The sequence below is a fragment of the Anaeromassilibacillus sp. Marseille-P3371 genome (assembly GCF_900169665.1).
GTDB lineage: Bacteria > Bacillota > Clostridia > Oscillospirales > Acutalibacteraceae > Anaeromassilibacillus.
Map to the genome: position 1 here is coordinate 3,326,800 of NZ_LT835157.1, position 23,577 is coordinate 3,350,376.

Below are 23,577 nucleotides of genomic sequence, written 5' to 3' on the forward strand. Positions count from 1 at the left end.
CAGCCCTCGCATTTTAGGTCCTGGGTACTCCTTGAAATTCCATCTACCGGATATAACCGAATCCCCCTGAACCCCCTTTAAACAGGCTGTCCGCCCTCCTTCAAAAGCGTTTGCTTTTGCCTGCGGTTTTGCAGCAGAAAATATCCCACACACAAAGCGATCTGTACCAGAGAGGAGGCAGGGGTCGCTAAACCAATATGAAATAGTGAAACGTTTGCCATCCGGCTGACCAAATAGGAGATTGGAATACGCACGCCAAATGCGCCGATGATTCCCTGGATCATAACAAATACAGTTCTCCCACACCCGTTAAAATACCCCATAAAGCAGAACAGGAAGGAGGTCAACATGCAGTCCAAAGCATAGGCTTTTAAGTAATCCGCCGCAGCCAAAATAACCTCTGGGTCGCGGGCAAAGAGCGAGGATAGGAGATCCCCGTGGAAAAAGGATAGATACGCCATAAGCAGTCCTGCCAAAACCGACGTGGATACCCCGCAAAAGAGCGCCCTTTTGGCGCGATCCGGCCGGTTGGCGCCGATGTTTTGCGCGACAAAGGCGGACATCGACTGCATGTATGCGGAAGATACCAGCATAATAAACGCGCAGAGCTTCTCAGCCACACCAACCCCCGCAGAAGCCACCACTCCCAATGTATTGACAATGGCAATGATAACCAGAAACGAAATATTTACCAGCAGGTCTTGGAGGGCAATCGGAGCGCCTAGGCAGACGATTCTTCCGATTCGCCGTCCGTCAAAACGGATGTCTTTCTTTGATAAAACAAACGGCAACTCACGTTTTCGGATGATTAAGATAGACAACAACACGCTGATTGCCTGCGCCAAAATCGTCGCTAAAGCGGCACCCGCTACCCCCATATGGAATCCTGCAACAAACAGTACATCCCCGACGATATTCAGCACACAGGCAATCGCTACAGTGATCAACGGCATCTTGGAATCTCCGATTCCTCGAAAAATACTGCCCAGGACATTGTATGCCACGATAAAAACGGTCCCTGCGGAACAGATTTGTACATAGGTAACTGTTCGGGAAAACGCCTCCTCTGGCGCCTGCATGACAACCGCCAGAGGATTGGCTGCCAGAAGCATCACAGCCGTAATACACACTGCCAGGGCAGCAAACAGGCAAATGCCGCTGCCAATCGCTTTTCCCGCCTCATCCGGCCGTTTTTCTCCAATTTTCTGGCCAGTCAGGATGGTGATCCCCATTGCCAACCCGGTAATCATGACCGTAATGGACTGCATGATCTGGCTCCCTGTGGAGACCGCCGATACGTCTGCCGCAGTCCCGAATTGGCCGACAACCAGAAGGTCCACTGCTCCATACATCGCCTGCAAAAAGAGTGCTAACAGCACCGGTAAGGCGAAACGAATCAGCGGTGACAAAATTTTTCCTTCTGTAAAGTTGTGGTTTCCCTTCATGAAATCCCCCCGTGCTATAAAACTCCTTCATTTTTTCTTAGAGACTTGGAAATACACAAAAAAGCCGGATAAAATACCGGGCGGCACCCGACATCTTATCCGGCTTTGCAATTGCGATCACAAGCCCTCCGATGAACCGTTTTTACCTTACCATGTACCCCCAAAAATGTCAAGTCCTCATGGCTTATAAAGGGCTTCTCCCTCGCATATTCCCTCTGTTTTCGCCCGTAAACTGTTCCTATAAAGCAAGCGCTTGACATTCCCTAGAAATGCCGTTAAGCTAAACATAGATACCCCCGGCTCCGGCCGGGAAAGGGGGGACCGTCATGTCCGAATGTGTGCGACGCGGGTTTGTCCCGACGGACGCCCGCGATTTCCAGGGCGCCTCCCTGTGTTTGCTTCAAAAAGCCCAGACGGATGTCGCTTATCTCCTGGACCGTGGATACGATGTGGAGCGGGCCACCACTTTTGTTGGAGACCGGTTTCAATTTTCTTCTCGGCAGCGCATGGCGCTGATTCGCGCCACCTCCTCTCACCATGATGTCATGCTGCGCCAGGAAAAGTTATTCTCTGGGCCCTTACAGGGAAAAACGCTCTGGATCGATGGGTTCAATACCATCATTCCATTGGAAGCTGCTCTCTCCGGTTCCACGGTTTTGCTTTGTATGGATGGTTCTGCACGCGACCTTTGCGGCCTACACGGAAGCTATCGTCTGATCGATAAGACCGACTCGGCCATTTCGCTGCTTCTCGATGCTTTGGCCTGTCTCCAACCGGACCGCTCTGTCCTTGTGTTGGATGCGCCTGTCTCCAACTCGGGCCGGCTGAGCCAACGCCTCGTGGCGCGTGCCCAGGAGCGAAACCTTCCGTTAGAGCCTCTGTTGGTTCCCAATGCAGATGCTCTTTTGTGGGACAAGGACTGCGTTGCCACTGGGGACGCAATCATCCTCAACCGCTGCCGCGGCTGGGTGAATCTGTGCCGTACGATCATCGAAACCGCCCTGCCGGATTTCACCTTTACTGATTTGTCCGGTAGGACAGCCTCATAACGGAGGGCATCGTTTTGAGAGAACTTGCAAAATTGCCGAATACCGGCACGGCCATCGAATCGCAACTGGAACCGGTAGGAATCTCTACACCGGAGGCTCTACGTTCAGTTGGAGGCCGGAGATCTTGGCAGCGGCCGTATTCAAACCATCGATTCATCCGCTATTACAACCGCCTCTGTGCGCTGAAAGGCACTCTGCGCGATATTCGCGCCTGGTATGACTTGGAGAGGCCTGTCGAAGAAGCCTTAAAGTCCTTTATCCGGACCATAAAAAACCATGATTGGGGAGGATTCTATGAATACAACACGTTGTGTCTGTGTAGTAACAGGAGGAGCGAACGGGATCGGCCGCTGTATCGCAGAATCGTTCGCCTCCGACGGTGCCTTTGTCGCCGTCATAGACATGGATCGGGAAGCTGGGGAACTGCTTACACAGCGGTTTGACGGCCTTGTGTTTTATTTCCCAGGCGATGTCGCCGAAAAGGCCACTCTAGACCGGTTTGCTACAGAAGTTTTGAAACGCTTTGGCGCTGTGGATGTCCTGGTCAACAACGCCTGTCTGAGTCGCAAAGGCATCCTCTCAAACTGCTCTTATGACGATTTTCTCTATGTACAACAGGTTGGTGTAGCGGCGCCCTATTATCTGACAAACTTGTTCCGTGATCATTTTACTCCGGGCGCCTCTGTGATAAATATCGCCTCCACGCGGGCATTTATGTCCCAGGCCGATACAGAGAGTTACACGGCAGCGAAAGGGGGCATTTCTGCACTCACCCACGCCCTGAGTGTCAGCCTTGCCGGACATGTGCGGGTCAATTCGATTAGCCCTGGATGGATTGAGACCGCTCCCTACCATGAACCTTCTGCCGGGCCGGTTCATTCCAGGGAAGACCAGCTGCAACATCCTGTAGGGCGTGTAGGAACGCCCCTGGACATCGCATCCGCTGTGCGATTCCTATGTAGTGAAGATGCTTCGTTTATCACAGGACAAAATTTGACCATCGACGGTGGTATGACCACGCAGATGATCTACCACGGAGACTGCGGCTGGGTGTACCGCCCGGGAGGCACACGATGACTCGCCAGGAACTGTTGGATCTCTGTCTCACCTTTCCGGACACCTATGAGGACGCCCCCTTTGACGATCCAAATTGGACGGTTGTCCGGCATCGGGCAAATCGCAAATGCTTTGCGATGCTCTTTGAACGAGAGGGAAAACTGTGCATCAATTTAAAATGTGAACCCATGCAGGCAGAATTTTTCCGCAGGGTCTATGTGGGCGTTACACCGGGATACCACATGAACAAGGAACATTGGAACACGGTTTTACCGGATTCGGATGTTCCTACGGATACATTCTATGCCATGATTCGGGAAAGTTACGACCGGACAAGGCCCAAGACCCGCCGCGCCAGAAAGGAGACGCCACATGAATGAATGGGAGACGATGCAGCGCGCAAAAATGTACATTCACAAGCTCGCAGGCGGTATCGACCCGCTCACCGACCGGCCCCTTCCAGAGGATACCGTCCTGAATCAGCCGCGCTTAGCGCGATGCTTTTCCTATGTAGAAATACTGATTGAGCGCGCTATGCAACAGGAAATTCGCTCCGTTAAGGCACGTCGGAAAAACTTGCCTCCATTTTTCCTAACCCCGGAACAAAAACAAAAGGTTCTTCTGGTGCATGAGCCCATTCCTATCTCAAAGTTTGCAGAGGCCCTCAACGCAGCAGCCGACCTAGAATGTGTACAGAAGATAAAAGCGACCGATTTGACCAAGTGGCTGGTACAAAAAGGGCTTTTACAGGAAGTCGTCCGCAACGATAAGCGCCATAAGGAACCAACTGCCAATGGGAGAGCGATCGGGATCACATCGGAATGGCGCGAGGCCCTAACAACCGGTGCACACTATTTGAGTATTCTTTACCGTTATGAGGCCCAGCAGTTTCTTCTGGACAACCTGGATTCCATCCCTGCCGAATAAAGGATCTCGTAATCCCGCTATAAGCGTTAAATGGCCCACTCTGATCGAAAAGAAGCGATGTAAAAATGTGTCCCTTGTCGGGCCGCTTCTACATCGCTTTTTTATTTTGGCTGCTCGTTCGCGAGCCGGTAGGACGCCCGTCGTCTCTTCGATAGAATGAAGCACAAACCATTCCAGGACTCTTTCTATAAGCCAACGATTTCTTCTGGTCAATCTGAATTCTACCCTTGCCGGATATTTGGCTTTGTAATCCACTATAAACGTTAATAGTTCACTCTGATCGAAAAGAAGCGATGTAAAAAAGTGTCCCTTGTTGGGCCGCTTCTACATCGCTTTTTTATTTTGGCTGCTCGTTCGCGAACCGGTAGGACGCCCGTCGTCTCTTCGATAGAATGAAGCACAAACCATTCCAGGACTCTTTCTATAAGCCAACGATTTCTTCTGGTCAATCTGAATTCTATCCTTGCCGGATATTTGGCCTTGTAATCCCGCTATAAGCGTTAATAGTTCACTCTGATCGAAAAGAAGCGATGTAAAAGGCGTTCCTTGTCGAACTGCTTCTACATCGCTTTTTTATTTTGGCTGCTCGTTCGCGAACCGGTAGGACGCCCGTCGTCTCTTCGATAGAATGAAGCACAAACCATTTCAGGACTCTTTCTATAAGCCAATGATTTCTTCTGGTCAATCTGAATTCTATCCTTGCCGGATATTTGGCCTTGTAATCCCGCTATAAGCGTTAATAGTTCACTCTGATCGAAAAGAAGCGATGTAAAAAAGTGTCCCTTGTTGGGCCGCTTCTACATCGCTTTTTTATTTTGTTTGCCTATTCACGAACCAGCAAAATTTCTGCCGTCTCTTCGATAAAATGGTCCGGATACCGGTTCCCGTATTCTTTATATACACATTGCTCATATCCGTCGAAATTCCGCTGGTACATGCGAAATATGACCAGCCGGTCTTTAGGCTTCCACTGTTTTTCATAGGAACAACAATATTTCATGTCAAGTTTCCGTATGACTGTCCCACTTTGCAGGTTTTCTACATCGCGTGTAGCTGTGATATAGGGAATACCTTCCCTTTAAAGCTGCTCCAACACAGCTCAGCCAGCTTCTGTCACAGTCCCCTTATTCCAATATATGTTCTTTGAATCGCATATCCCCAGTCATAGCTGCTATTAGCCTTTCTATACCCGATTACCAAACCACCCGGTTTTAAGCAAATAGCATAGATGCAGCTACCTTCCGTTGGGTTGCATCTCAAACACTCTTTTCGCAAATACTCCCGCGCTTCCTCCAACGTTTGCAGAAGAAACATCGGTAAAAAACGGTTGACTTCCTCATCCTGCAATAGGACAAAAATGGCTTCTACACCATCCTCTGTGCACGCCCGTAAGCGAAGGCGCTCTGTTTCCAAGGATGGAATGATTTTCATGACTTGTCCTTCTTGTATGTATGTTTGACCCTGAACCCTATCTCTGTTCCCTTATATCAAAATCTTTTCTGATTGATGCGATGGAGCATGTACCCCTTTTAATCTATTTTGCGCATTGCAAAATCGCTAGAGGGCTGCCCTTTCGCGGAAGGTTCCCCAGCAGAACCAAGTTATCCTTTAAAAACATCTCGGATACATCTCTCTTAGTATCCTCGCGTCCTTGCAAGATTATCCCCATTCATCGCATGCACATGAAACGTTAGCAAAAAGTTTCTTCCCTCACATCCGCTTCTTCAAAGTAAAGAAATAACTCTGCGGGAATTTTCGAGGTGTCCGGTGGGACGGCTGTCTGCAACACGCAGCTTTTTAGCGGAAGATGATGCGCTCCAAATAGGCGGCTTGGCTTTGAGCACACCCCGATGCAGCCGGAACATCCTTTTTGCTTTTTCGGGCGTGATTGCAAATATTGTTTGGAGTAGAATTGCAAGTCGATCTCCTTGTTACATTCGTATTCAAGGCAGACATAGCGCATATCCCTTGGACAGTTTTCCTCCAACACTTTATAAAAATGGCTCTTTATCTGCTGAACTTCTGCTGGGGATATCCCCTGTGTGTATTTTGGGTCACGAAGCTGGTTTTCCACATCCTCCCATACATCAACTAGGGAGACATCATTTATATAGCATTGCACCTCATCCCCCTGATGATCTAAGAAGTGGAAAGAACGGCTTTTCCCGACCGTCAAAGTGAGTGTCTTTTCAAGAAAATGCGGAATCCGTTTCGGCTCGTATTGGAGGGTTACCGGCATATTCGGCTCATATTCCGGCAATTTTTTTACACCGGCGACATCCAATGTTACCAGCTGCAGGTTCTCCCAATCTTCCTTTTTGAGCCATCGGGGAATTTTCCATCCCGCGGTCATCAGGTCTAAAAACAATTGGATTGTTCCATAATCCTGTAAACCATATTTCATGGGACTGGCAGTACCGCCCTGTATATGCAAGCTTTCCCCACCCAATTGGACACTGCAGCAGTGTAAATACCGGGAACATATCTCTTGTGGCTCTTTTAAGATGCTTCTTTGATTCCGAACGCCTCTTCTCCGATATTTAGAAAGCTCCGTTTCCCGATATGCCTCCAAAATATAGAGCTTCGCTTCATCGGCCAACGTCATACCCAGAATATAATCGTTGTAGCTCTCACGTTCTATGGTTTTGCCAATCACAAGGAGCTCCTGCCATTTTTGGTACATCTCTTCTAAAGATAAAAAGTTCATCTGTATTTCTCCTCTTTGGTCCGAATGGCCCGTCCCGAATTCCTCAAAAATCCCTGTTTTTGAGTATACCAACCGGTACGACATATTCCTTTTTCTTGGACGTCTCAAATGAGAACACATCCGGCTACTGTGGCTCTCTTCTGAATAAAAGGTGGACAGACCGCTGTCAAGTAGGACTCTGAGCGAGCGATAGCGGTAATGTTCAGCCGCCACAAGTCCTCCTTTTATTTTGCCCTACGGCGTAGTACAACCCCGAATTCTCCGCAACAGACAATTGAGCCCATTCATCGTATTGAAGGCGGAGAACACATCCGCCTAAACTTCGCTCTCTAAACCTACAATGGGGCTATGTTTGTGCTTTGCGACACCGATACCAGCAGAAACCATAACAGCACCTCTGGCGGTAAATTCGCGTTATTGCATCCACAGCACCGTACTTTAGTAGCCTTGTTCCTCATAAACCGTCTGGTTGGAACGGATTCATAAAACATAATGGGCTGGAATCTTTCTGGGGTCATCCTGTAATAGGAAGCACTCCCCCTAAACCTACAATGAGGCTATGTTTGTGCTTTGCGACACCGATACCAGCAGAAACCATAACAGCACCTCTGGCGGTAAATTCGCGTTACTACATCCACAGCACCGTACTTTAGTAGCCTTGTTCCTCATAAACCGTCTGGTTGGAACGGATTCATAAAGCATAATGGGCTGGAATCTTTCTGGGGTCATCCTATAATAGGAAGCGATCCCCTCCACCTACAATGGGGCTATGTTTGTGCTTTGCGACATTGATACCAACAGAACCCATAACTGTACCCCTGGCGGTAAATTCGCGTTACTACATCCACAGCACCGTACTTTAGTAGCCTTGTTCCTCATAAACCGTCTGGTTGGAACGGATTCATAAAGCATAATGGGCTGGAATCTTTCTAGGGTCATCCTATAATAGGAAGCGATCCCCTCCACTGCATCCTCTAACATGTGGCACAGTCCTTGGAGAGGAACTCTAACCACCACTTTGTCTACAAAGAGGTTCGTTCCTATTCGTTGGGGATTAAAGCGGCGTTCTTTTCTGCCAGTTTCAAGGCAGCGTCATAGGCTGCTTTTGTCCGGTCGTCAAAGCACACCATCTCTACAGATACAATCCTTGTTTTGCCCTTTCCATATTGCAGGATTGTACGCACAGCGATTTCAGCCGCTTGCTCCAACGGAAAATGGTAGACTCCCGTACTGATGGACGGAAAAGCGATGGTCCGGCAGCCATTGCTCTCTGCCAGTTCCAAGCAAGAACGGTAACAGCTTTCCAACCGTTCTGCCTCATGGCTCGTTCCTCCCCGCCAGATCGGTCCGGGCGTGTGGATGATATAGCGTGCTGGAAGGCGGTATCCCCCTGTAATTTTGGCTTTTCCAGTTTCACATCCGTGCAAAGTGCGGCATTCCTCCAAAAGTTCCGGGCCAGCCGCACGATGGATGGCTCCATCCACTCCGCCTCCTCCAAGCAAGGTTGTATTAGCGGCATTGACAATCGCATCGACCTTTCGAACTGTGATGTCCCCTCGCACAATTTGCAAATTCATGTGGTCCGCTCCTTCCGTCGTTTTTTCCATTGTATCCTTTCTCTGTATAAAAAGCAAACGTCCTTTTTATTTCCATATTGAAAAGGGCAACGAAACGCGGTATCATAAAAGCAATCACCGGGATGCCCGGATTTTGAAACTTTTTGGACACACCGATTGGGCGGTGTGATTCTGTTTGGACAGCTATACAGGCTATACGGGAGGAGAAAGCATGGCCAATAAAATCATTCTCAGCGCAGACAGCACCTGTGACCTGAGTCCGGAACTGAAAGAGCGCTATCAAGTGCAGTATTTTCCCTATCACATCATACTCGGCGGGCAACAATATATGGATGGCGTGGATATTCAGCCAGAGGACCTCTATCTCGCCTACCGGGAGAAAAAGCAGCTTCCTAAAACCGCCGCAATCAGCTCGATGGAGTTCTACGAATATTTTAAGCAATGGGTCGAAGAAGGCTACGAAGTCATCCATATCAACTTGGGATCTGCGCTCTCTGCTGCCCATCAAAATTGCCGGTTGGCGGCCCAAGAGTTGGGACATGTTTACGTCATCGACTCGTGCAGCCTGTCCACCGGTATGGGCCTGTTGGTGATCGAAGCAGGCCGGCGTATCTCCCATGGTATGCCCGCTGAACAAATCTACCAGGAGGTTTCGGCCCTTGCCACTCACTCACATGCCAGCTTTATTCTAGATACCTTGGAATTTATGCACGCCGGAGGACGATGTTCCGCTGTGACGGCACTCGGCGCCAATTTATTGCGTTTAAAACCCTGTATTGAGGTAAACAATTTGCGCGGTGGCGCCATGAATGTGGGCAAAAAATACCGTGGAAATCTGGAAAAAGTCCTGCCTCAATATACGCGGGACAAGTTGGCGGACCGGGCAGACCTGGTGCTGGATCGGGTCTTTATCACCCATTCTGGCATCTCTGAGAAGTATATTGATCTGGTCCGCAATACGATACAGGAAGTTGCAGATTTCCGAGAAATCTGCGTCACAAGGGCCAGCTGTACCATCTCCTGCCACTGTGGACCCAATACATTGGGAGTTCTCTTCCTTACCAAATAAACTGGTTTTGGAGGGCGTCCTAAAGTTACGAATCTTTCGATTTATAGGAAAGTGAAATCCTTTCTTTAAGCAAAAATAGCGGTATTTAAAAAACGAGAGTATCCTTAAGTCATTTCATGATTTTGGGCCCATCCTCTCCGTTTATCGAAAAACCCATACTGGTCTAATGACCAGTATGGGTTTTTCGATAAACGACTCTTCGGCTTTACTGAGGATCTTTTATTGCAATGCCTGACCATATGAACCCTACGAAAGTTTTTATTTTTAACATACCTTGACAGGCGAGGTATATTGTATTATATTATAACTCAGAAAGGATGTGAACTGGATTGTCCATCACAGCCGACATGATCCGCGGGCACACGGACACAATTATTTTAAGGCAGCTGATCGAAAAGGACAGCTATGGGTATGAAATCAACAAGGCGGTCCAAGAAAAGACCGGCAATCAGTACGAGCTCAAGGAGGCCACTCTTTATACGGCCTTCCGGCGGCTGGAACAGGCGGGGCTCATTCTCTCTTATTGGGGAGATGAGACAACAGGCGCCCGGCGTCGTTATTACACCATTACAGAAGAAGGGCGTGCCCAGTATCAGGCCGCTATCGCAGAATGGGCGCACACGAAGGACCTGATCGACAAATTGATTTTGTGAAAGGAAGACTACCACCTATGATTGACCGTATTCGTGTCTATTTGGAACATGCTTTTGCAAATTCTCCCAAAACGCGCCGGATGGAGGATCTCCGCGAAGAATTATTCTCCAATCTCGTTGAAAAGTATAACGACCGCCTCCGCCAGGGGATGTCTGAAGAGGACGCATATAATGCGGTCATCCGGAGTATTGGCGATATCGATGAGCTGATTGACAGCGCGCGGGGCCCCTCCCCTCTTGAACCGGTTCCAGCGCATGAATCCCGCATACGTGCATTATGTACGGCAATTGCCGTTGCCCTGTATATCATGAGCCCGTTTCTAGTGATCCTATTCCCTGGAACATGGGGGATTGGAGGAATGTTCCTTTTTATCGCTGCGGCGACAGGACTGCTTATTTACAATGGCATGACGAAGCCACATTATTCCCGTGCAGACGATACCATTGTGGAAGAATTTAAGGAATGGCACGTCAAAAATGGCCGCCAACGCGATGCATTGAATGCGTTTAAAGGGGCTTATTGGAGCATTGNGGGGTCATCCTATAATAGGAAGCGATCCCCTCCACCTACAATGGGGCTATGTTTGTGCTTTGCGACATTGATACCAACAGAACCCATAACTGTACCCCTGGCGGTAAATTCGCGTTACTACATCCACAGCACCGTACTTTAGTAGCCTTGTTCCTCATAAACCGTCTGGTTGGAACGGATTCATAAAGCATAATGGGCTGGAATCTTTCTAGGGTCATCCTATAATAGGAAGCGATCCCCTCCACTGCATCCTCTAACATGTGGCACAGTCCTTGGAGAGGAACTCTAACCACCACTTTGTCTACAAAGAGGTTCGTTCCTATTCGTTGGGGATTAAAGCGGCGTTCTTTTCTGCCAGTTTCAAGGCAGCGTCATAGGCTGCTTTTGTCCGGTCGTCAAAGCACACCATCTCTACAGATACAATCCTTGTTTTGCCCTTTCCATATTGCAGGATTGTACGCACAGCGATTTCAGCCGCTTGCTCCAACGGAAAATGGTAGACTCCCGTACTGATGGACGGAAAAGCGATGGTCCGGCAGCCATTGCTCTCTGCCAGTTCCAAGCAAGAACGGTAACAGCTTTCCAACCGTTCTGCCTCATGGCTCGTTCCTCCCCGCCAGATCGGTCCGGGCGTGTGGATGATATAGCGTGCTGGAAGGCGGTATCCCCCTGTAATTTTGGCTTTTCCAGTTTCACATCCGTGCAAAGTGCGGCATTCCTCCAAAAGTTCCGGGCCAGCCGCACGATGGATGGCTCCATCCACTCCGCCTCCTCCAAGCAAGGTTGTATTAGCGGCATTGACAATCGCATCGACCTTTCGAACTGTGATGTCCCCTCGCACAATTTGCAAATTCATGTGGTCCGCTCCTTCCGTCGTTTTTTCCATTGTATCCTTTCTCTGTATAAAAAGCAAACGTCCTTTTTATTTCCATATTGAAAAGGGCAACGAAACGCGGTATCATAAAAGCAATCACCGGGATGCCCGGATTTTGAAACTTTTTGGACACACCGATTGGGCGGTGTGATTCTGTTTGGACAGCTATACAGGCTATACGGGAGGAGAAAGCATGGCCAATAAAATCATTCTCAGCGCAGACAGCACCTGTGACCTGAGTCCGGAACTGAAAGAGCGCTATCAAGTGCAGTATTTTCCCTATCACATCATACTCGGCGGGCAACAATATATGGATGGCGTGGATATTCAGCCAGAGGACCTCTATCTCGCCTACCGGGAGAAAAAGCAGCTTCCTAAAACCGCCGCAATCAGCTCGATGGAGTTCTACGAATATTTTAAGCAATGGGTCGAAGAAGGCTACGAAGTCATCCATATCAACTTGGGATCTGCGCTCTCTGCTGCCCATCAAAATTGCCGGTTGGCGGCCCAAGAGTTGGGACATGTTTACGTCATCGACTCGTGCAGCCTGTCCACCGGTATGGGCCTGTTGGTGATCGAAGCAGGCCGGCGTATCTCCCATGGTATGCCCGCTGAACAAATCTACCAGGAGGTTTCGGCCCTTGCCACTCACTCACATGCCAGCTTTATTCTAGATACCTTGGAATTTATGCACGCCGGAGGACGATGTTCCGCTGTGACGGCACTCGGCGCCAATTTATTGCGTTTAAAACCCTGTATTGAGGTAAACAATTTGCGCGGTGGCGCCATGAATGTGGGCAAAAAATACCGTGGAAATCTGGAAAAAGTCCTGCCTCAATATACGCGGGACAAGTTGGCGGACCGGGCAGACCTGGTGCTGGATCGGGTCTTTATCACCCATTCTGGCATCTCTGAGAAGTATATTGATCTGGTCCGCAATACGATACAGGAAGTTGCAGATTTCCGAGAAATCTGCGTCACAAGGGCCAGCTGTACCATCTCCTGCCACTGTGGACCCAATACATTGGGAGTTCTCTTCCTTACCAAATAAACTGGTTTTGGAGGGCGTCCTAAAGTTACGAATCTTTCGATTTATAGGAAAGTGAAATCCTTTCTTTAAGCAAAAATAGCGGTATTTAAAAAACGAGAGTATCCTTAAGTCATTTCATGATTTTGGGCCCATCCTCTCCGTTTATCGAAAAACCCATACTGGTCTAATGACCAGTATGGGTTTTTCGATAAACGACTCTTCGGCTTTACTGAGGATCTTTTATTGCAATGCCTGACCATATGAACCCTACGAAAGTTTTTATTTTTAACATACCTTGACAGGCGAGGTATATTGTATTATATTATAACTCAGAAAGGATGTGAACTGGATTGTCCATCACAGCCGACATGATCCGCGGGCACACGGACACAATTATTTTAAGGCAGCTGATCGAAAAGGACAGCTATGGGTATGAAATCAACAAGGCGGTCCAAGAAAAGACCGGCAATCAGTACGAGCTCAAGGAGGCCACTCTTTATACGGCCTTCCGGCGGCTGGAACAGGCGGGGCTCATTCTCTCTTATTGGGGAGATGAGACAACAGGCGCCCGGCGTCGTTATTACACCATTACAGAAGAAGGGCGTGCCCAGTATCAGGCCGCTATCGCAGAATGGGCGCACACGAAGGACCTGATCGACAAATTGATTTTGTGAAAGGAAGACTACCACCTATGATTGACCGTATTCGTGTCTATTTGGAACATGCTTTTGCAAATTCTCCCAAAACGCGCCGGATGGAGGATCTCCGCGAAGAATTATTCTCCAATCTCGTTGAAAAGTATAACGACCGCCTCCGCCAGGGGATGTCTGAAGAGGACGCATATAATGCGGTCATCCGGAGTATTGGCGATATCGATGAGCTGATTGACAGCGCGCGGGGCCCCTCCCCTCTTGAACCGGTTCCAGCGCATGAATCCCGCATACGTGCATTATGTACGGCAATTGCCGTTGCCCTGTATATCATGAGCCCGTTTCTAGTGATCCTATTCCCTGGAACATGGGGGATTGGAGGAATGTTCCTTTTTATCGCTGCGGCGACAGGACTGCTTATTTACAATGGCATGACGAAGCCACATTATTCCCGTGCAGACGATACCATTGTGGAAGAATTTAAGGAATGGCACGTCAAAAATGGCCGCCAACGCGATGCATTGAATGCGTTTAAAGGGGCTTATTGGAGCATTGTGGTTGCAATTTATTTGCTCGTCAGCTTTATCTTCCGAATTTGGAGCTTTTCNATAGGAAGCGATCCCCTCCACTGCATCCTCTAACATGTGGCACAGTCCTTGGAGAGGAACTCTAACCACCACTTTGTCTACAAAGAGGTTCGTTCCTATTCGTTGGGGATTAAAGCGGCGTTCTTTTCTGCCAGTTTCAAGGCAGCGTCATAGGCTGCTTTTGTCCGGTCGTCAAAGCACACCATCTCTACAGATACAATCCTTGTTTTGCCCTTTCCATATTGCAGGATTGTACGCACAGCGATTTCAGCCGCTTGCTCCAACGGAAAATGGTAGACTCCCGTACTGATGGACGGAAAAGCGATGGTCCGGCAGCCATTGCTCTCTGCCAGTTCCAAGCAAGAACGGTAACAGCTTTCCAACCGTTCTGCCTCATGGCTCGTTCCTCCCCGCCAGATCGGTCCGGGCGTGTGGATGATATAGCGTGCTGGAAGGCGGTATCCCCCTGTAATTTTGGCTTTTCCAGTTTCACATCCGTGCAAAGTGCGGCATTCCTCCAAAAGTTCCGGGCCAGCCGCACGATGGATGGCTCCATCCACTCCGCCTCCTCCAAGCAAGGTTGTATTAGCGGCATTGACAATCGCATCGACCTTTCGAACTGTGATGTCCCCTCGCACAATTTGCAAATTCATGTGGTCCGCTCCTTCCGTCGTTTTTTCCATTGTATCCTTTCTCTGTATAAAAAGCAAACGTCCTTTTTATTTCCATATTGAAAAGGGCAACGAAACGCGGTATCATAAAAGCAATCACCGGGATGCCCGGATTTTGAAACTTTTTGGACACACCGATTGGGCGGTGTGATTCTGTTTGGACAGCTATACAGGCTATACGGGAGGAGAAAGCATGGCCAATAAAATCATTCTCAGCGCAGACAGCACCTGTGACCTGAGTCCGGAACTGAAAGAGCGCTATCAAGTGCAGTATTTTCCCTATCACATCATACTCGGCGGGCAACAATATATGGATGGCGTGGATATTCAGCCAGAGGACCTCTATCTCGCCTACCGGGAGAAAAAGCAGCTTCCTAAAACCGCCGCAATCAGCTCGATGGAGTTCTACGAATATTTTAAGCAATGGGTCGAAGAAGGCTACGAAGTCATCCATATCAACTTGGGATCTGCGCTCTCTGCTGCCCATCAAAATTGCCGGTTGGCGGCCCAAGAGTTGGGACATGTTTACGTCATCGACTCGTGCAGCCTGTCCACCGGTATGGGCCTGTTGGTGATCGAAGCAGGCCGGCGTATCTCCCATGGTATGCCCGCTGAACAAATCTACCAGGAGGTTTCGGCCCTTGCCACTCACTCACATGCCAGCTTTATTCTAGATACCTTGGAATTTATGCACGCCGGAGGACGATGTTCCGCTGTGACGGCACTCGGCGCCAATTTATTGCGTTTAAAACCCTGTATTGAGGTAAACAATTTGCGCGGTGGCGCCATGAATGTGGGCAAAAAATACCGTGGAAATCTGGAAAAAGTCCTGCCTCAATATACGCGGGACAAGTTGGCGGACCGGGCAGACCTGGTGCTGGATCGGGTCTTTATCACCCATTCTGGCATCTCTGAGAAGTATATTGATCTGGTCCGCAATACGATACAGGAAGTTGCAGATTTCCGAGAAATCTGCGTCACAAGGGCCAGCTGTACCATCTCCTGCCACTGTGGACCCAATACATTGGGAGTTCTCTTCCTTACCAAATAAACTGGTTTTGGAGGGCGTCCTAAAGTTACGAATCTTTCGATTTATAGGAAAGTGAAATCCTTTCTTTAAGCAAAAATAGCGGTATTTAAAAAACGAGAGTATCCTTAAGTCATTTCATGATTTTGGGCCCATCCTCTCCGTTTATCGAAAAACCCATACTGGTCTAATGACCAGTATGGGTTTTTCGATAAACGACTCTTCGGCTTTACTGAGGATCTTTTATTGCAATGCCTGACCATATGAACCCTACGAAAGTTTTTATTTTTAACATACCTTGACAGGCGAGGTATATTGTATTATATTATAACTCAGAAAGGATGTGAACTGGATTGTCCATCACAGCCGACATGATCCGCGGGCACACGGACACAATTATTTTAAGGCAGCTGATCGAAAAGGACAGCTATGGGTATGAAATCAACAAGGCGGTCCAAGAAAAGACCGGCAATCAGTACGAGCTCAAGGAGGCCACTCTTTATACGGCCTTCCGGCGGCTGGAACAGGCGGGGCTCATTCTCTCTTATTGGGGAGATGAGACAACAGGCGCCCGGCGTCGTTATTACACCATTACAGAAGAAGGGCGTGCCCAGTATCAGGCCGCTATCGCAGAATGGGCGCACACGAAGGACCTGATCGACAAATTGATTTTGTGAAAGGAAGACTACCACCTATGATTGACCGTATTCGTGTCTATTTGGAACATGCTTTTGCAAATTCTCCCAAAACGCGCCGGATGGAGGATCTCCGCGAAGAATTATTCTCCAATCTCGTTGAAAAGTATAACGACCGCCTCCGCCAGGGGATGTCTGAAGAGGACGCATATAATGCGGTCATCCGGAGTATTGGCGATATCGATGAGCTGATTGACAGCGCGCGGGGCCCCTCCCCTCTTGAACCGGTTCCAGCGCATGAATCCCGCATACGTGCATTATGTACGGCAATTGCCGTTGCCCTGTATATCATGAGCCCGTTTCTAGTGATCCTATTCCCTGGAACATGGGGGATTGGAGGAATGTTCCTTTTTATCGCTGCGGCGACAGGACTGCTTATTTACAATGGCATGACGAAGCCACATTATTCCCGTGCAGACGATACCATTGTGGAAGAATTTAAGGAATGGCACGTCAAAAATGGCCGCCAACGCGATGCATTGAATGCGTTTAAAGGGGCTTATTGGAGCATTGTGGTTGCAATTTATTTGCTCGTCAGCTTTATCTTCCGAATTTGGAGCTTTTCTTGGATTCTCTTTATCATGGCTGGCGCAGTAGAAAACATTATCAAAGGTATCTTTGCCCTCAGGAGGTAAACGAAATGAGCCGAACAACCGCAAAAATTTATATTGGGGTTTGGAGTGCCGTACTGTTGCTCTTTACCGCGCTGTTTGGTTATCTGTGGTACAATGGCGGCTGGACGGGACTCTCCCTCCACTTTGGTTGGAGCAACCATTCCACCTATCAACAGGTCCATGAGCAAACATTTACTGAACCAATCCAAACGCTGGCACTCGATTGGAAGGGCGGCGATGTATCGGTTTTTTCCACCAGCGGTAAAGAGATAAAAATTGTACAGAAGGCTGTGAAAAACACGCCGGAGGACCAGTTCTTTCAGGCATCCATCGAGGATGACGCCCTGGTCGTTTCCAACGGCAAAATCGTCGCGGGCCTGCCGATTGGGCCTTTTCCATTCTCCATCGGCTCGGACCTGGAGGTTTATCTGCCGGAACGGATCTATGAAACACTTCAATTGGACACCACAGGCGGCGACATCTTTTTCCAACCCTTGGAAGTAAAGGACCTTGTCGTACATACCAACTCCGGGGATGTAAGCCTGGGAGGGGACTTCGAAAAGCTGGATTTTTCTTCTAACAGTGGCGATTTGCTCTGCCGCGATGTCACGGTCAAACAACTTATTTCACAGACCACTAGCGGCGATATACAGGCCTCCGGCAGTTTCGCCCGCATTCAGGCCACCAGCACATCGGGCGATATCTCTCTGCGGACCAGCCAGATGATTACTGAAGCGGCGATCCAGTCTACTTCCGGTGACGTTGTGCTTTTCATTCCGGAAAATGATGGTTTTACCGCCCAGCTAAACAGTTCGACCGGCGATTTCATCTGTGCCTTTCCGGACTTTCACGGCGGCGATACCTATCGCTATAAGGACGGAAGTGCGAAAATCCAGTTGAACACCACAAGCGGCGATGCTTGCTTGCTCTATGCCTAACGAAAAACCATTTTTCTGAACCCGCCCTTCCCTTTTAAAGGGTTCGACACCTTGCGCCGAGGATTATCCCAATTTATTCGAATTAGGAATCATAATTCATCAAAATCATGGCATGCTTAGAGAGAAATTAAGAAATGGGAGGAATGGATTGTGAAGTCCACCTTTTTACATGTCAACCGGAATGTCTTTGATCTGCAAAAGAGCCTGGCTTTCTACGATAGGGCGCTTGGCTTAAAGGAATGCCGCCGAATGGAAGCGCCAGACGGCTCCTTTATTCTTGTCTATCTCTCAGACGGAGCTACACCGTTTGAATTGGAGTTGACCTGGCTGCGTGACCGCAGCCAACCCTATAACCTCGGGGACAATGAGATTCACCTGGCTGTGCAGGTAGAGGATAAAACAGCAGCACATGCCCTGCACGAGGAAATGGGATGTATCTGTTTCGAAAACCGTGAAATGGATCTCTATTTCATCAACGACCCCGACGGTTACTGGATTGAAATCTTGGACCGTTGAGCCAAGAAGTAATTCAAGGGGATCTTCAAGTCGGCGACCAAATTCAAGTAGCCGAACCTTATTGTGTGGTGGATCTATACGGCGTTGACACGGTCAAAATGGATGTGGGCACTCCCACCCTGTATGCCCCATCCAAACCTGGGAAAGAATACCTGTTCTTTTTTGATGAGCCTTCGGACTATAAAGAGTACGGGGAAACGTATTTCCCCTTGTGGCGCGAATATGGCCGCTACCTCGTCTTACCTACCAGTCTTTTTTCCGATCCGGACATGGACGGCATGGCAAACGAAGAATTAAATTTAGGTGAAGGGGATGCCACTGATTATAAAAAAGCCTACCGGCAGGTCATGAATTATTTTATGAAGTAGCGAGAGTTTCCCCAGTTCCGTATTCTGATTATTCCGCGCAAACAAAGAGGGCGCTTCTAAATTACGGATTTTTTAGATTCATAGGAAAGGAGTATCCTCTTTCTGGTTGGAAAAATGTCTGCGTTCCTAAAAAAACGAGGGCACCAAAAAGTCATGAAAGGACTTTTTGCTGCCCTCGTTTCATTTAAAAAGCCCCCTTTCCATATTCGCAATAGGGGCCATCCTACCGTTTTTGAGTAACCAACTTATCGTTTTTACTTCTATACAACGGTTCATTCGTATATGGCCGCCCGCGCATCCTACCGTGTCTCGGCGGTCCATCTTTACGATCTGCTTCACTTGCCTGTATTCGGTATATGCCAACACGGCAGTCCATCTTAGGATCTCTATTGTCTATTTTATGCCGGATGTTCTCTCTTCCGTCCTATCCCCTATTGGGAAAACCGGTCTATTCGTATTCTCTTACATAAAAACAGAAGGCGGCGGGCCAAATGGATTTTCCCCTCCTGGGGTATGAAATACTAGACCCAGTTCTTCCGGTTGAACCATTCCGGTCTGTATAGCGCGGTCTCTAAGATAAATGTACAGCTCGGCTTTGGTCGCCTCGTAATAAGGATTCACAAAGAAAACACCAATTCCCAAGCAAAGTCCGCCCAGTAGATACCACCCTATAAAGGATAACTCCAATAAAAAAATGTTTAACTTTTCACCATCCGTCATCGCCCGGCTAATCGACCGCGCACGCGCTCCTGGAATATTGGGATTATCGGACAGGATATACGGCACCATATAATACTGATACGTCTTATAGATTCCCGGAATCAGCAGCAACAGCGACCACAGAAAAATAAACAGTTCTGTGACAAACATTGCAACAACAGAATTTCCATATCCGTTCCGGAATCCACTGAACAGGGTCTCAACGTGTGTCTCACCAAAATGATTCTGCACAAAATAACGTGCTTCACCAATCCGAAGAATATTTATCACAAAGATGGAGAGCAGCAAACCAAAGACGGTCAGCGGAACCACCCACGTGCGAAGAACATCCAAGAAAACAATCTGGGGATAAGCAGCATCATAGGAACGGAACAGCGATTGATAAGAATCATATTGATTTAGAAAATTGCTGATTGTATCTCCCAAATTCGCAATCCCTGTCAACAGTCCCGCCAGTAAAGCCACCACGAATGCCCGCCAGTAACGTCCCGTCAGAGCAATCTTTGCATTGGATTTTAGAATTTGTCTGCTCCACATAACGCATCCTCTTCTTTCTCCATGAAATTCTCCCGTTGTCTCTCTATCCTTGTGGAAAACCTTTCCTAGAGTCTATAATACTCCGAAATATCCCGATACTTTTCTCAGGAAATATGTTCCTTTAAAGAGCAGTCGGTGTAGGCGGCTCTCCATGCGAGTAAGGCTCTCCAGATCTACTTTTGCCCTCCTGCACGGACTCCGGCGCACTCGTCCCCGAAGGCAAGGGGCTCTCCGGTGCGGATGTATCTGAACTGGTTCCTTTCGCTCCTTCTGATACATCGACCACATTTTGGGTATCCATCTGGGTATTTACATGCTCCGCCGGGTTCACCGGCGCGCCCATATCTTCAAATGATTCACTGCTTCCCGGAACCGGCGGTTGGGCCGCCTGGGATTCCGGCGACGGCACGCCGTATGATGGCGGCGGAGAAACTGGATTTTGCGCTATATCCGGCACATCCGTATGCGTCATGGGCGGCACCGGCGCGCCTGTATTTCCGAACGACTCTCTATTTCCCGGAACCGGCGGTTGGGCCGCCTGGGATTCCGGCGACGGCACGCCGTATGGGGACGGCGGAGAAACTGGATTTTGCGCTATATCCGGCACATCCGTATGCGTCATGGGCGGCACCGGCGCACCCATATTTCCGAACGACTCCCTGCTTCCCGGAACCGGCGGCTGGGCCGCTTGGGATTCCGGCGACGGCACGCCGTACGGTGGCGGCGGGGGAACCAAATTTCCCGGATATGGGGAAGCGTTCCTCCCATAAGGGGCCTGCGGCCGGTCAAACGGATTCTGAGAGGTTCCTTGAAATACCCCATTAGGCGTATATTCCTGTACAGGTCCCTGGGTTGGAACAGATGAACCTGGGTAAACAGGCGGCACAGTTCCATATGGAGAATTGGGGCCTGCCTGTGACATTTTCTGGTACATCACGTAGGTGGTATCCTTCTGTTGGGGTGGCATCCCATAAGGCGGTATCGGCGGATTCGTATAAAGATTTAATTCCCTTGGATCGATCAGACCGTTCTGGATTGCCCTCTCCCGCAGAAAAATATACAATTCTGCTCTCGTGGCCTCATAATAGGGATTTACAAACAGGTGGCCCAACCCTAAACAAAGTGCACCGAGCAAATACCAGCCAATAAAAGACAGATCGAGAACAAAGATGGAACCCTTTTCCCCATTTGTGAGCATCGTGCTGAGTTGGCGCGCCCGTGTCCCCTTGAGCTGTGGATTATCTGCCAATAAGTACTTTACAAAGCCGTACTGATACGATTTGATCACATAAGGGATCAGCAGCAACAAGCTCAGCATCATCAACAGCACCATCATATAAACGCCATTCAGAATCGCAATCAAACTGACGATTACAATCACAAACAAGATATAAAGCCACAGGTCGATGAGCAAATCGGTGGTAAACATCGCTCCCGTAGCAGTAAGGTATCCTGCCCGAAAAGCGCTAAAAAGATGTTCAAACCGGCTGTCTCCAAAGCGATTGTGCACAAAATAACGACACTTACCCATATCAACCGGATTGCTGACAAAAACACGAAAAGCTGTTCCAAAGCCAAAGGCAAGCACACCGATTAACAACAATACAGAGACAATTGCTCCACCATACGGTCCAAAATCATCCCATACATGATTATCGTAGTACTCATATGGCTCATGGTAGCCTGGTCCAAAATTATGTCCATACGGATAACTGTAATAGGGGTCCTCCCACGGGTCCATATAACCGCCGTAATCGCCGTAATAATCGTAGTAATATGAATCGTCATAACCATCGATCTGCTGTTCCACCCGCGACGCGGCATCTTCGACCTGGCCCAAACTCCAGGGATTCATCCCTCCCGTGAACAGATGGCCAGCCAAAATACTCGCAACCAACGCTACGGCAAAAGCCAACCAATAACGTCCGCGCAAAGCAGTCTTTGCATTGGACTTTAAAATCCTGCGATCCCACATAACTAAGCCCTCCTATTCGCCTTTCCCCGGTTACACACCGCCCCGGCGCCCTTTAAAACGAAATGGCAAAATTCTTTTTTCGCCTAAATAACCACAATGATAAATTCATTATAAACGCTTTCGACCGGATTCGCAAGAACGAATATCCGCCTTCAAATGGCCTAATAAAGGAAGCCTTGCTTATGGGTATGCCTATTGAAATGGGAATAGACAACCAAAATGCCGCATCCGGTGATTTCTTTACCGAATGCGGCAACTTCTCGTCAGCCTTTTACATCTTTCAGCTTTAACCGCCTGCGCTCTATCCGCGCTATGCGGGAAAACTTCCCCTCAGCCTTTTCTGTGACAGCGACAACGCCCCGCACCGCGCGGGTTGTCGCCACTAACAACGCCTCTTTTTCCAGCTGGCGCTGTTGATTTTTCCAAGCCTCGTTGTGTCTTGCGATGCTCTGGTGTACCGCTTCATATTTGCTGGTACGCATTGCCGCCTTCCGGATCTGCACGGCACTCCGATCTGCGGGAGATTGGGAATGTGTCTTCAAAAGGGGCCTTGCGGGCATTTCATCCTGAACACGGACGACCGTCAGATCTTTATTCACCTCATAAACCTTTCCATCCTCGCCGGTCATGACGAGTTTCGCCGTCTGACCGGAACGGACTGTAGGGGTCGCTTTAATCCCATTTTCCCCCAACGTTTTTTGTAAAAGCTCTCGATTTACTTTCTTATGCTTAATCATTGTATTCACTCTTTCTCAATCAGCCGCTTACTGACAATGGTCTCCTGGTTAAACACGCAGACCTGTGTTTCTACGTAAGAAAGTTGCAATTGGTCAAAGTCCGGCGTACGCTTGAAATCTAAATAGGGTTGCTCTGGCAAGTGAAAAGTCCCTATCATCAGATCCAAATGATATTGTTTATGCAGATAATCACAAAATGCGCAACGGAGCCTTTTAAAGCTATTCCGCTCCACACGCATTTTCTCTGTCAAATAGGCGATCACCTGCGCGTACTCCTCTACAAACCACCGGTAGTCGTCCAACTTGCGCAAGTCCAGTGTGAAACCCGCGGTCTCAATGGCACATTCCAAAACCGCCGGTTCGTGTACCTCTTCTCCAAATTTTTTGGTCGGCCTCGTCGTCCACCACTGCGCCAACGAGCGATCCAAATAAAAGTATACCCCATTTCCCAGCCAATGTTCATCGTTTGCTTTCACCAGAAATGAATGATCTAATATCTTTTTCGCCCGTTCCCGATCTGTTCCATGGTATGCTAAAAACCTCATATTTTTCACATCCCCACGTTTATCCCCGTCCATTATAACACACTTTTGAGGGTTCTGTCACGGGTCGCGTCATACGGC

The 23,577-nt window shown here is 48.8% G+C and carries 26 protein-coding genes and 1 pseudogene; 17 read left to right on the forward strand and 10 right to left on the reverse strand.

Annotated elements, in window-relative coordinates:
• Positions 1 to 77: 77 nt before the first annotated feature.
• Positions 78 to 1,445: an MATE family efflux transporter gene (locus B9Y59_RS13975; protein WP_085534207.1), complete on the reverse strand. Its 1,368-nt coding sequence runs from the start codon at positions 1,443 to 1,445 to the stop codon at positions 78 to 80.
• Between the two features lie 326 nt (positions 1,446 to 1,771).
• Here B9Y59_RS13975 and B9Y59_RS13980 point away from each other — a divergent pair, with 326 nt between their 5' ends.
• From B9Y59_RS13980 to B9Y59_RS14000, 5 genes and pseudogenes are all read left to right on the forward strand, one after another.
• Positions 1,772 to 2,494 (forward strand): DUF434 domain-containing protein, encoded by a 723-nt coding sequence (locus B9Y59_RS13980; protein ID WP_085534209.1) that lies wholly within the window; start codon positions 1,772 to 1,774, stop codon positions 2,492 to 2,494.
• Positions 2,495 to 2,526: 32 nt separating this feature from the next.
• Positions 2,527 to 2,736 (forward strand): annotated as a pseudogene (locus B9Y59_RS16870) (TfoX/Sxy family DNA transformation protein); the annotation flags it as partial.
• A 52-nt stretch (positions 2,737 to 2,788) separates the two neighbouring features.
• The gene (locus tag B9Y59_RS13990; protein WP_085534213.1) at positions 2,789 to 3,571 is read left to right on the forward strand and encodes an SDR family oxidoreductase; all 783 of its coding nucleotides are present in this window, start codon (positions 2,789 to 2,791) and stop codon (positions 3,569 to 3,571) included.
• Positions 3,568 to 3,930 (forward strand): MmcQ/YjbR family DNA-binding protein, encoded by a 363-nt coding sequence (locus B9Y59_RS13995; protein WP_085534215.1) that lies wholly within the window; start codon positions 3,568 to 3,570, stop codon positions 3,928 to 3,930. The genes B9Y59_RS13990 and B9Y59_RS13995 overlap by 4 nt, the downstream gene beginning before the upstream one ends.
• Positions 3,923 to 4,477, forward strand: coding sequence for a hypothetical protein (locus B9Y59_RS14000; protein ID WP_085534217.1), 555 nt, complete (start codon positions 3,923 to 3,925; stop codon positions 4,475 to 4,477). Before B9Y59_RS13995 ends, B9Y59_RS14000 begins: the two co-directional genes overlap by 8 nt.
• A 1,113-nt stretch (positions 4,478 to 5,590) precedes the next feature.
• Here B9Y59_RS14000 and B9Y59_RS16325 read toward each other — a convergent pair.
• From B9Y59_RS16325 to B9Y59_RS14015, 3 genes are all read right to left on the reverse strand, one after another.
• Positions 5,591 to 5,908 (reverse strand): GNAT family N-acetyltransferase, encoded by a 318-nt coding sequence (locus B9Y59_RS16325; RefSeq protein WP_242967331.1) that lies wholly within the window; start codon positions 5,906 to 5,908, stop codon positions 5,591 to 5,593.
• A 259-nt stretch (positions 5,909 to 6,167) separates the two neighbouring features.
• Positions 6,168 to 7,184, reverse strand: a complete 1,017-nt coding sequence (locus tag B9Y59_RS14010) for a hypothetical protein (RefSeq protein WP_085534219.1) — start codon at positions 7,182 to 7,184, stop codon at positions 6,168 to 6,170.
• Positions 7,185 to 8,224: 1,040 nt separating this feature from the next.
• Positions 8,225 to 8,761 carry an O-acetyl-ADP-ribose deacetylase gene (locus tag B9Y59_RS14015; RefSeq protein WP_054324533.1) on the reverse strand — a complete coding sequence of 179 codons (537 nt, stop codon included), beginning with the start codon at positions 8,759 to 8,761 and terminating at the stop codon, positions 8,225 to 8,227.
• 211 nt (positions 8,762 to 8,972) lie between these two features.
• Between B9Y59_RS14015 and B9Y59_RS14020 the strand changes: the two genes are divergently transcribed.
• The 3 genes from B9Y59_RS14020 (at position 8,973) to B9Y59_RS16330 (ending at position 11,157) form a co-directional block, all read left to right on the forward strand.
• Positions 8,973 to 9,830: a DegV family protein gene (locus B9Y59_RS14020; protein WP_054324505.1), complete on the forward strand. Its 858-nt coding sequence runs from the start codon at positions 8,973 to 8,975 to the stop codon at positions 9,828 to 9,830.
• Between the two features lie 329 nt (positions 9,831 to 10,159).
• On the forward strand, positions 10,160 to 10,483 hold the full coding sequence (locus tag B9Y59_RS14025) for a PadR family transcriptional regulator (protein WP_054324504.1): 324 nt from the start codon (positions 10,160 to 10,162) through the stop codon (positions 10,481 to 10,483).
• Between the two features lie 17 nt (positions 10,484 to 10,500).
• Positions 10,501 to 11,157, forward strand: coding sequence for a permease prefix domain 1-containing protein (locus B9Y59_RS16330; RefSeq protein ID WP_085534221.1), 657 nt, complete (start codon positions 10,501 to 10,503; stop codon positions 11,155 to 11,157).
• A 177-nt stretch (positions 11,158 to 11,334) separates the two neighbouring features.
• Here the strand turns inward: B9Y59_RS16330 and B9Y59_RS14035 are convergent, their stop codons facing one another.
• Complete coding sequence (locus B9Y59_RS14035) at positions 11,335 to 11,871, reverse strand: O-acetyl-ADP-ribose deacetylase (RefSeq protein WP_054324533.1); 537 nt, start codon at positions 11,869 to 11,871, stop codon at positions 11,335 to 11,337.
• 211 nt (positions 11,872 to 12,082) lie between these two features.
• Between B9Y59_RS14035 and B9Y59_RS14040 the strand changes: the two genes are divergently transcribed.
• The 3 genes from B9Y59_RS14040 to B9Y59_RS16335 all read left to right on the forward strand — a co-directional run bounded on the left by B9Y59_RS14040 (position 12,083) and on the right by B9Y59_RS16335 (position 14,210).
• Positions 12,083 to 12,940: a DegV family protein gene (locus B9Y59_RS14040; protein WP_054324505.1), complete on the forward strand. Its 858-nt coding sequence runs from the start codon at positions 12,083 to 12,085 to the stop codon at positions 12,938 to 12,940.
• Between the two features lie 329 nt (positions 12,941 to 13,269).
• A complete protein-coding gene (locus B9Y59_RS14045) occupies positions 13,270 to 13,593 on the forward strand; it encodes a PadR family transcriptional regulator (protein WP_054324504.1) in 324 nt (107 codons plus the stop codon).
• Positions 13,594 to 13,610: 17 nt separating this feature from the next.
• Positions 13,611 to 14,210 carry a permease prefix domain 1-containing protein gene (locus B9Y59_RS16335; protein WP_085534223.1) on the forward strand — a complete coding sequence of 200 codons (600 nt, stop codon included), beginning with the start codon at positions 13,611 to 13,613 and terminating at the stop codon, positions 14,208 to 14,210.
• Positions 14,211 to 14,272: 62 nt separating this feature from the next.
• Here the strand turns inward: B9Y59_RS16335 and B9Y59_RS14055 are convergent, their stop codons facing one another.
• Positions 14,273 to 14,809, reverse strand: a complete 537-nt coding sequence (locus tag B9Y59_RS14055; protein ID WP_054324533.1) for an O-acetyl-ADP-ribose deacetylase — start codon at positions 14,807 to 14,809, stop codon at positions 14,273 to 14,275.
• A 211-nt stretch (positions 14,810 to 15,020) separates the two neighbouring features.
• Between B9Y59_RS14055 and B9Y59_RS14060 the strand changes: the two genes are divergently transcribed.
• From B9Y59_RS14060 to B9Y59_RS14085, 6 genes are all read left to right on the forward strand, one after another.
• The gene (locus B9Y59_RS14060) at positions 15,021 to 15,878 is read left to right on the forward strand and encodes a DegV family protein (protein WP_054324505.1); all 858 of its coding nucleotides are present in this window, start codon (positions 15,021 to 15,023) and stop codon (positions 15,876 to 15,878) included.
• Positions 15,879 to 16,207: 329 nt separating this feature from the next.
• Positions 16,208 to 16,531 (forward strand): PadR family transcriptional regulator, encoded by a 324-nt coding sequence (locus tag B9Y59_RS14065; protein ID WP_054324504.1) that lies wholly within the window; start codon positions 16,208 to 16,210, stop codon positions 16,529 to 16,531.
• Between the two features lie 17 nt (positions 16,532 to 16,548).
• The gene (locus B9Y59_RS14070; RefSeq protein WP_085534225.1) at positions 16,549 to 17,184 is read left to right on the forward strand and encodes a permease prefix domain 1-containing protein; all 636 of its coding nucleotides are present in this window, start codon (positions 16,549 to 16,551) and stop codon (positions 17,182 to 17,184) included.
• Between the two features lie 5 nt (positions 17,185 to 17,189).
• On the forward strand, positions 17,190 to 18,101 hold the full coding sequence (locus B9Y59_RS14075; protein WP_085534227.1) for a DUF4097 family beta strand repeat-containing protein: 912 nt from the start codon (positions 17,190 to 17,192) through the stop codon (positions 18,099 to 18,101).
• 150 nt (positions 18,102 to 18,251) lie between these two features.
• Positions 18,252 to 18,617 carry a VOC family protein gene (locus B9Y59_RS14080; protein ID WP_085534229.1) on the forward strand — a complete coding sequence of 122 codons (366 nt, stop codon included), beginning with the start codon at positions 18,252 to 18,254 and terminating at the stop codon, positions 18,615 to 18,617.
• The gene (locus tag B9Y59_RS14085) at positions 18,614 to 18,985 is read left to right on the forward strand and encodes a hypothetical protein (protein WP_085534231.1); all 372 of its coding nucleotides are present in this window, start codon (positions 18,614 to 18,616) and stop codon (positions 18,983 to 18,985) included. The genes B9Y59_RS14080 and B9Y59_RS14085 overlap by 4 nt, the downstream gene beginning before the upstream one ends.
• 462 nt (positions 18,986 to 19,447) lie before the next feature.
• On the opposite strand, the gene B9Y59_RS14090 is transcribed toward B9Y59_RS14085, so the two are convergent.
• The 4 genes from B9Y59_RS14090 to B9Y59_RS14105 form a co-directional block, all read right to left on the reverse strand.
• The gene (locus tag B9Y59_RS14090) at positions 19,448 to 20,242 is read right to left on the reverse strand and encodes a DUF975 family protein (RefSeq protein ID WP_085534233.1); all 795 of its coding nucleotides are present in this window, start codon (positions 20,240 to 20,242) and stop codon (positions 19,448 to 19,450) included.
• A 121-nt stretch (positions 20,243 to 20,363) separates the two neighbouring features.
• On the reverse strand, positions 20,364 to 22,217 hold the full coding sequence (locus tag B9Y59_RS14095; RefSeq protein WP_242967332.1) for a DUF975 family protein: 1,854 nt from the start codon (positions 22,215 to 22,217) through the stop codon (positions 20,364 to 20,366).
• A 263-nt stretch (positions 22,218 to 22,480) separates the two neighbouring features.
• Positions 22,481 to 22,954: a hypothetical protein gene (locus tag B9Y59_RS14100; RefSeq protein ID WP_143255323.1), complete on the reverse strand. Its 474-nt coding sequence runs from the start codon at positions 22,952 to 22,954 to the stop codon at positions 22,481 to 22,483.
• Positions 22,955 to 22,959: 5 nt separating this feature from the next.
• On the reverse strand, positions 22,960 to 23,499 hold the full coding sequence (locus tag B9Y59_RS14105) for a hypothetical protein (RefSeq protein ID WP_085534235.1): 540 nt from the start codon (positions 23,497 to 23,499) through the stop codon (positions 22,960 to 22,962).
• Positions 23,500 to 23,577: the final 78 nt, after the last annotated feature.

What these genes read in the sequence shown, in the direction of transcription:
- B9Y59_RS13975 (WP_085534207.1), bottom strand. Translation starts at nt 1,445, where the DNA reads ATGAAGGGAAACCACAACTTTACAGAAGGAAAAATTTTGTCACCGCTG.
- B9Y59_RS13980 (WP_085534209.1), top strand. Translation starts at nt 1,772, where the DNA reads ATGTCCGAATGTGTGCGACGCGGGTTTGTCCCGACGGACGCCCGCGAT.
- B9Y59_RS13990 (WP_085534213.1), top strand. Translation starts at nt 2,789, where the DNA reads ATGAATACAACACGTTGTGTCTGTGTAGTAACAGGAGGAGCGAACGGG.
- B9Y59_RS13995 (WP_085534215.1), top strand. Translation starts at nt 3,568, where the DNA reads ATGACTCGCCAGGAACTGTTGGATCTCTGTCTCACCTTTCCGGACACC.
- B9Y59_RS14000 (WP_085534217.1), top strand. Translation starts at nt 3,923, where the DNA reads ATGAATGAATGGGAGACGATGCAGCGCGCAAAAATGTACATTCACAAG.
- B9Y59_RS16325 (WP_242967331.1), bottom strand. Translation starts at nt 5,908, where the DNA reads ATGAAAATCATTCCATCCTTGGAAACAGAGCGCCTTCGCTTACGGGCG.
- B9Y59_RS14010 (WP_085534219.1), bottom strand. Translation starts at nt 7,184, where the DNA reads ATGAACTTTTTATCTTTAGAAGAGATGTACCAAAAATGGCAGGAGCTC.
- B9Y59_RS14015 (WP_054324533.1), bottom strand. Translation starts at nt 8,761, where the DNA reads ATGAATTTGCAAATTGTGCGAGGGGACATCACAGTTCGAAAGGTCGAT.
- B9Y59_RS14020 (WP_054324505.1), top strand. Translation starts at nt 8,973, where the DNA reads ATGGCCAATAAAATCATTCTCAGCGCAGACAGCACCTGTGACCTGAGT.
- B9Y59_RS14035 (WP_054324533.1), bottom strand. Translation starts at nt 11,871, where the DNA reads ATGAATTTGCAAATTGTGCGAGGGGACATCACAGTTCGAAAGGTCGAT.
- B9Y59_RS14040 (WP_054324505.1), top strand. Translation starts at nt 12,083, where the DNA reads ATGGCCAATAAAATCATTCTCAGCGCAGACAGCACCTGTGACCTGAGT.
- B9Y59_RS14055 (WP_054324533.1), bottom strand. Translation starts at nt 14,809, where the DNA reads ATGAATTTGCAAATTGTGCGAGGGGACATCACAGTTCGAAAGGTCGAT.
- B9Y59_RS14060 (WP_054324505.1), top strand. Translation starts at nt 15,021, where the DNA reads ATGGCCAATAAAATCATTCTCAGCGCAGACAGCACCTGTGACCTGAGT.
- B9Y59_RS14070 (WP_085534225.1), top strand. Translation starts at nt 16,549, where the DNA reads ATGATTGACCGTATTCGTGTCTATTTGGAACATGCTTTTGCAAATTCT.
- B9Y59_RS14075 (WP_085534227.1), top strand. Translation starts at nt 17,190, where the DNA reads ATGAGCCGAACAACCGCAAAAATTTATATTGGGGTTTGGAGTGCCGTA.
- B9Y59_RS14090 (WP_085534233.1), bottom strand. Translation starts at nt 20,242, where the DNA reads ATGTGGAGCAGACAAATTCTAAAATCCAATGCAAAGATTGCTCTGACG.
- B9Y59_RS14095 (WP_242967332.1), bottom strand. Translation starts at nt 22,217, where the DNA reads ATGTGGGATCGCAGGATTTTAAAGTCCAATGCAAAGACTGCTTTGCGC.
- B9Y59_RS14100 (WP_143255323.1), bottom strand. Translation starts at nt 22,954, where the DNA reads ATGATTAAGCATAAGAAAGTAAATCGAGAGCTTTTACAAAAAACGTTG.
- B9Y59_RS14105 (WP_085534235.1), bottom strand. Translation starts at nt 23,499, where the DNA reads ATGAGGTTTTTAGCATACCATGGAACAGATCGGGAACGGGCGAAAAAG.